At 74.6% G+C, this 6,712-nt stretch carries 5 protein-coding genes; 3 read left to right on the plus strand and 2 right to left on the minus strand.

The genetic code is table 11. The features are described 5' to 3' along the window. Positions 1-520 precede the first annotated feature (520 nt). Genes LCD31_RS27695 through LCD31_RS27705 form a run of 3 tightly spaced genes read left to right on the plus strand, consistent with a single transcriptional unit; the run spans position 521 to position 4,980 of the window. A complete protein-coding gene (locus LCD31_RS27695) occupies positions 521-2,086 on the plus strand; it encodes a hypothetical protein (protein ID WP_224962944.1) in 1,566 nt (521 codons plus the stop codon). Beyond that, a complete protein-coding gene (locus LCD31_RS27700; RefSeq protein ID WP_224962946.1) occupies positions 2,083-3,516 on the plus strand; it encodes a condensation domain-containing protein in 1,434 nt (477 codons plus the stop codon). Before LCD31_RS27695 ends, LCD31_RS27700 begins: the two co-directional genes overlap by 4 nt. Positions 3,517-3,522: 6 nt before the next feature. After that, entirely contained in the window at positions 3,523-4,980 is a 1,458-nt protein-coding gene (locus tag LCD31_RS27705) for a hypothetical protein (protein WP_224962948.1), read from the plus strand. Here LCD31_RS27705 and LCD31_RS27710 read toward each other — a convergent pair. Then, positions 4,967-5,794, minus strand: a complete 828-nt coding sequence (locus LCD31_RS27710; protein ID WP_224962950.1) for a DMT family transporter — start codon at positions 5,792-5,794, stop codon at positions 4,967-4,969. The two genes, LCD31_RS27705 and LCD31_RS27710, sit on opposite strands and share 14 nt — an antisense overlap. A 365-nt stretch (positions 5,795-6,159) precedes the next feature. Beyond that, complete coding sequence (locus LCD31_RS27715; RefSeq protein ID WP_224962952.1) at positions 6,160-6,591, minus strand: OsmC family protein; 432 nt, start codon at positions 6,589-6,591, stop codon at positions 6,160-6,162. Positions 6,592-6,712 lie beyond the last annotated feature (121 nt).

The following is a 6,712-nucleotide window of genomic DNA, read 5'->3' on the forward strand; positions in this document are numbered from 1 at the left end:
ATCCGGTGACGCACCGCGCCGGGACGGCGCAGTCCGCGAACACCCGGCGAACCACTCTGACCAGCACTGGTGCCGGGCGGGGGGGGGGGCCGCCCCGCCCCCCCCCCCCCACGTTCGCTTTCCGGGGGGCGTCGATTCGCGTGGTGCAGTGATGCGAGTGCGCGGTGAATCGTGCGGCAAGGGCGATGAAACTCGCATCTGGCCGGAAAGTTTTCACGACTCGAACAAATATCAGCATTCGTGAGAAACGTTCCTGAATCGGTCGTGCCGCGTCCCGATCCTGCCCCGTGGACGTGAATTACGGACGCCCTGCGCTGCGGAAACGTTCTCCTCGCGCATCGGGGTCTTGCGGTCGCGCAGTTCCCCGGTTTTGAATGGCCGCCCTAGCGCGCTGGACCGGTGGGGCCCCGAAACCCATTCCGGTCGCCTTGCGGCATCATGACCTCTCCGCGCATCGGAATGGTCCAGTGCGACGACCCGACGCGAGCGGGGCGCGGTATCGGCAACCTGATTGGGTGGCATGAGATTCACGGAGATCGCGGACTACAGCGTCCGGCCGGGCGAGGCGGCGCAGTGGAGCGTGTCCCCCGCGGAAGGGGCGGAACCCGTGCCCGACCCCCGCCCGCCGTCGCACCTGCAGCAGGCCCACGTGCGGGCCCGGGCCGAGCGGGGCGCGGCGAGCGACCCGAGCTGGCTGGCGATCGGCTTCGACCTGGACGGCCCGCTGGACGAGCCGGCCTGGCGCGCGGCGCTGCTGCGGTGGGTCGACCGGCACGAGACCCTGCGCAGCGCCCTGCGCTCGGACGGCGGCGAGGTCCGGCGCCGCACCTGGGCCCCCGGTCGATCGGTGATCTCCCGCGACGGGCTGGGTACCTTCCGGGAACCGGCGGAGATCTCCGACGCGTTGCGCGAGCTGTTCAACGCGCGCACCGACCCGACGAGCTGGCCCTCGTACGTGTTCGCGACCGTCACCCGCGCCGACTCGTGCACGGTGTGCCTCGCGTTCGACCACGGCAACGTGGACGGCTACTCGATCCTGCTGGTGCTGCAGGAGGTCCGCGAGCTCTACCTCGCCGCCCGCGCCGGTCGCCCCGCCGACCTGCCCGCCGCGGAGGAGGTCGGCAGCTACGTCGACTTCTGCGCCCGGGAGCGGGAGTACACCGACGGTTTCGAGCGCTCCGACGAACCGGTCGAGCGGTGGGCCGAGTTCCTCGCCGACTGCGGCGGTGCGCCGCCCGGGTTCCCGCTGCCCGCGGGCGCGCCGTCCGCCGAGCCGAGGTCGCGCCAGCACGGCCTCTGCGAGTGGCTGGTGGACGCGGACGGCGCCACCGCCTTCGAGGTGGCGTGCCGCCGCAACGGGGGCAGCGCGTTCTCCGGGGCGCTGGCGGCGCTGGCGCTGGCCGCGGCCCGGCCGGGCGCCCCCGACGCGCCGGAGCAGTTCCGCGCGTTGCTGCTGCTGCACACCAGGTCCGCCCGCCGGTGGGCGCGGTCGCTGGGCTGGTTCGTCGGCCTCGCCCCGGTGGCGTTGCCGCTGCCGGTGGGGGTGGTCGCCGCGGGTGCCGCCGGGGTGCCGGACGGCATGGACCTGCTGGACCTGCTGCCGGGGGCCGGGGCGGCGCTGCGGCGGGCGAAGCCGCTGTCGACGGTGCCCGTGCCGAAGGTGGCGGAGCTGCTGGGCGTCGAGCTGCCACCGCGGTTCGTGGTGTCCTACATGGACTTGCGCTCCAGCCCGGGGGCGCGGTGCTGGGCCGAGTCGAAGGCGCGGGCGCTGCACGCGCCGGCCAGCTCCGCCGACGAGGTCTACCTCTGGGTGATGCGCAGCGAGGAGGGGATCTACGTGACGAGCAGGTTCCCCGGTGCGGCGCGGACGGATGCCGCGGTGCGCGAGTACGTCGAGCGGATCCGGTACCTGGTGCGCGCGGCGGCCTCGGCGGCGGACCCGGAGCTGCTGCCCGAGTTCGCGCCACTGTGGACGGACGTCGAACTCCATGATCAAGTAGGGTCCGGCGTGCGCACGCCGGTCGGTGCCGGTTCGCGGCGCGCCGGGCCGGACCACGACGTGGTGCTGAAGGGAACTCGCCCATGAGGATGACCGCACTCCGCGAGTACGAGCCCGCTCCGGGCAGGCTCGTCGAATGGCACCCGACGGAGTCCACTTCGGACTCGTTGGGCGAGGCCCGGGAGCATCCGGCGCCACCGTCCTCGTTCCAGGAGAACCACCTCCGCCGTGCGCTGGCCAACGACGCCGCGGGCGCGGTGCACTCGCCGTGGCTGGCCACCGCGTTCGACCTGCCGGGTGAGCTGGACCCGGTGGCGATGGCCGGTGCCTGGCAGCGCTGGGTGCGCAGGCACGCCACCTTGCTGACCTGGTTCGAGAACACCGGCGACGAGCTGCGCCGCTGCGCGCTGGACGCCGCGGACGTGGCGTTCGCGCCCGTCGAGGTCGGCGAGTACGGCAGCGGTGCCGACATCCGGGACCACCTGCTGCACCGGTTCGCCACCGCCACCAGCGCGCTGAGCTGGCCGCCGTTCGTGCTCGGCGCGGTGCTGCGGCCGGAATCCTCCACCGTGTTCTTCGCCGTCGACCACGCGCACACCGACGGCTACTCGATCTTCCTGGTGTTCGACGAGCTGCGCCGCCTCTACTGGGAGCAGATCACGGGCGAACCGGCCGGGCTGCCGGAGGTCGGCGACCACGCCGACTTCGCCGCGCTGGAGCGCGGCCGCGAGATCGGTGCCGAGGAGCAGGCCGCGGCGGTGCGGACCTGGAGCGAGTTCTGGCTGGAGGGCGGCAGCAGGCCGCCGTCGTTCCCGCTGCCGCTGGGGCTCGGCGACGAACCGCGCGGGAAATTGCTCACCGAGCGCGAGCTGTTCGACGCCGAGCAGGCCACCGCGTTCGGCAAGCGCTGCCGGGAGCACCGCGGCAGCTTCCCGGCCGGGGTCTTCGCGGCGCTCGCGATCGCCGCCGCCGAGCTGGCGGGCACGGAGTCGTACCGCACGCTGACTCCGGTGCAGACCCGCGACGAGCCGCGGTGGGCCGCCGCGCAGGGCTGGTTCGTGAACCTGGTGCCGCTGCACTTCTCGCTGGCCGGGCTGCGCACCTTCGGCGAAGTGCTCGCCGCCGCCGACGAGGCGTTCGTCCGGGCCCGTGCGATCGCGGGCGTGCCGGTGGTGAAGTTGGTGGAGATGCTGGGGTCGCGGCTGCGGCTGCAGGAGGACGCGCGCACCGTGCTGCCGATCGTGTCGTTCATCGACCTGCGCCGCGTCCGCGGCTCCGAACTGTGGGAGGCGGCGGGCGCGCAGGTGCTCAGCGGTCCGGGGGAGGGTTTCGACGTGCCGATGTGGATCAACCGGTTGCGCGGGCTGACCTACTTGAAGGCCAGCTACCCGGACACCCCGGTCGCGGCGGAGAACGTGGCCCGCTACCTGGACCGCGTGCAGGCCGTGCTGCACCGGGTCCTCGCCGAGGGCGACCACGAGTTCCGCGGCGCCGCGTCGCTCGCGGCCGTGGAGTGATCGGCGGTGCACGTCACGACGACCAGCGCGTTCGACCCGCCGTCCGGCGAGGTCGTGGAGTGGACCGCGTTCCCGTTGCCGGGCCACGAGTTCGCGCCCAGCGAGGTGCCGCCCTCGCTGAACCAGCGCTTCCACCTGGACGGGGCCCGGGCGGGCGGGGCGCCGCAGTGGCTGGCCGTCGCGTTCGACCTGCCGGGGGAGCCCGACACCGCGGCGCTGGAGGTGGCGTTCGGGCGCTGGGTCCGGCGGCATCCCGGGTTGCTGAGCCGGTTCGCCGAGCACGGCGGTGAGTTCCACCGCGCGGTGCTCGCCCCCGATGCGCTGGCGCTGCGGCGCCGCGAGGCGGGTGCGTTCCCGAGCTCGGCGGCGGTGCGCGCGCACCTGGCGCGGCGGTTCGCCGAGCAGTGCCACCCGCTGCGGTGGCCGCCGTTCCTGCTGGGCGCGATCCGGCACGAGCGGGGGATGACCGCGTTCGCCGCGTTCGACCACTCCTGCGCGGACGCCCAGTCGATGGCGGTGGTCGCGCACGAGGTCCAGGTGCTGCACCGCGCCGCGGTCCGCGGCGAGGAGGCGGCGCTGCCCGCGGTCGGCGACTTCGTGGACCACTGCGCGGCGGAGCACGCGGCGGTCACCGCGGCCCGGGTCGACGCGGTGCGCACCGCACCCGGGCCGGAGTGGGACGCGCCCGGCCCGGAGGTGCTGGACGCACCGCCCGTCCCCGAGGTCGAACATCCGGCGGTGACCTACTGGCGGGATTTCCTGCTGGAGCGCGGTGGCACGACGCCCGGCTTCCCGCTGGAGCTCGGGGTGCGGCCGGGCGAGCCGGTGCCGCAGCGTTCGACGACGGGCCGGCTGCTGGACGCCGAGTGCGCGGACGCGTTCGACGCGGCCTGCCGGTCGGCGGCGGGCAGCGCCTTCACCGGGCTGCTGGCCGCCGCCGGGCTGGCGCTGCGCGAGCTGGGCGCCGCGGACCGGATCGGGCTGCTCGTCCCGCTGCACACCCGCCACGAACCGCGGTGGCGGCACGCGGTCGGCTGGTTCACCACGAACGCGCCGATCGCGTTCAACGTGGTGGAGGGCCGGTTCGCGGAGACCCACACGCACGCGAAGGTCGCGTTCCGGGAGGCGTTGGGCACGCTGGGGGTGCCGCTGCCGAACGTGCTGGCCGCGGTCGCCGAGGACTACCGGCGGGTGCGCCGCGACATCTTCATGCTGTCCTACGTGGACTACCGGGCGATGCCGGTGTCGCTGGAGTTCCCGGAGTCGCGGCCGCGGCACATCAGCAGCGAGACGGTGGCCGACGACGTGCAGCTGTGGGTCTCGCGCACCGACGACGGGTTGTTCCTGCGCGCCCGCTTCCCCGGGACGCCGGCGGCGGAGGCGGCGGTGCGCGGGTTCCGCGCCCGGCTCGTCGCGGTCCTCACCGCGGCGGCGCGGCGCCCGGTCGCGGTCAGGGCAGGTTGAGCAGCACGATCCCGGCGAGCACGACGGCGCTCGCGAGCACGCGCCCCCGGCCGAGGCGTTCGCGGAACAGCACCGCCCCGATCAGCGCGCCGAACACGATGCTGGTCTCGCGCAGCGCGGCGATGGGCGCGAGCGCGCCGCGGGTCTGCGCCCACAGCACGATGCCGTAGGCGGCCAGCGACAGCACCCCGCCGAGCAGCGCGCCGCCGGGTGCGGACCGCAGCTGGGCGGGCAGCGCCCGGCCGCGCACCGCCAGCGCCAGCGGTGGCAGCGCGAGCCCTTGCAGCAGGAACAGCCAGGCGGCGTAGGTGAGCACGTCGGTCCGGTGCACGCCGACGCCGTCGAGCACGGTGTAGAGCGCGATCACCAGCCCGGTGCCGAACGCGGCGGCCAGCGCCGGGAACCGCGCGGCGGTGGGCCGCCCGCCGACGAGCACCAGGCTGGTCAGCCCGGCCGAGATCACCAGCACCCCGGCGAGCTCGGGCACCGAGATCCGCTGTCCGAGCAGCGCGGCGGAGGTCAGCGCCACCACCCACGGCGCGGTGCCGCGCGCGAGCGGGTAGACCTGGCCGAACTGGCCGAGGCGGTAGCTGAGCATCAGCCCCACCTGGTAGAGCACGTGCGCCGCGGCGGAGGCGAGCACGTACGGCCACGCGGCGGCCGTGGGGAACCCGGTGACCAGGGCGGCGGCACCGCCGATCGCGGCGTAGACCAGCGACATGAGGGTGAATCCGGCGAGCCGGTCGTCCATGCCGTGCGCGAGGGCGTTCCAGGTGGCGTGCAGCAGCGCCGCGCCGAGCACGGCGAGCACCACGTCGACGCCGATGGCCGCCTCCCTGAATCGGACCGCGTCCCGATCCTGCCCCGCCCGCGGCCCGTCGCGCTCGCGCGGCCGGAGCAGTCGGCTGGTCCGTCCGGAGCGGTCCGCGGGCGGATCGTCCGTTCCGTCCGATGCGGTCGTCCGGAGTGGCCGGTCTGCCGCGGGTTCCGGACGCCACCGGGGTGCCGGGCGATCCCGGAGCGACCGGCGTCCTGGGCTTCCGGAGTGACCGGTCGCCGTGCGGCTCCGCAGCGCCCGGGTCGCCGGGTTCCCCCTCAGCCGCCGGGCCGCCGCCCCTCACGTGAACGGCCCGTCCGCCCGGTCCCACCGGTCGAACGGGCCGTTGCTCCCGGGGAACGTCAGGACAGGGTGGCTTCCAGGGTGATGGTGGTGCCGGTCAGGGCGGCGGAGACCGGGCAGATCTCCTTGGCCTTCTGCGCGGCCTGCTGGAAGGTGGCGTCGTCGGCGCCGGGCACGGTCGCCTGCACGGTCAGCGCGATGCCGGTGATGGCGAAGCCGCCGCCGGACTTGCCGAGGGTGACCTCGGCGCTGGTGTCGATCCGTTCCGGGGTGAGGCCGGCTTCGCCGAGCAACCCGGACAGCTGCATGCTGAAGCAGGACGAGTGCGCGGCGGCGATGAGCTCCTCGGGGCTGGTCTGCCCGGCCGGGTCTTCGGCGCGGGTCGCGAACGACACGGGGAACTGCCCCGCGTTCGAGGAGTCCAGGGTGACGAGGCCCGAACCCGAGCCCAGGTCGCCGGTCCAGCTAGTCGTGGCGTTGCGGTCGGCCATGACCTCTCCTTCTGCGTCGGTGTCGTCGGGTGCGCGCGGTGGCGCACCCGGGATCAAGAACGTCCCGACCTTCGCAGAGCTTCCACTCCCACGCCGTGCGGAATCCCACCCACCCCCCGAC

This window comes from Saccharopolyspora sp. 6M (genome assembly GCF_020176775.1).
Classification (GTDB): Bacteria; Actinomycetota; Actinomycetes; order Mycobacteriales; family Pseudonocardiaceae; genus Saccharopolyspora_C; species Saccharopolyspora_C gregorii.

Bases quoted from the DNA above. Each gene is read 5' to 3' on its own strand.
- LCD31_RS27715 (WP_224962952.1), bottom strand. From the start codon at position 6,591: ATGGCCGACCGCAACGCCACGACTAGCTGGACCGGCGACCTGGGCTCG.
- LCD31_RS27700 (WP_224962946.1), top strand. From the start codon at position 2,083: ATGAGGATGACCGCACTCCGCGAGTACGAGCCCGCTCCGGGCAGGCTC.
- LCD31_RS27695 (WP_224962944.1), top strand. From the start codon at position 521: ATGAGATTCACGGAGATCGCGGACTACAGCGTCCGGCCGGGCGAGGCG.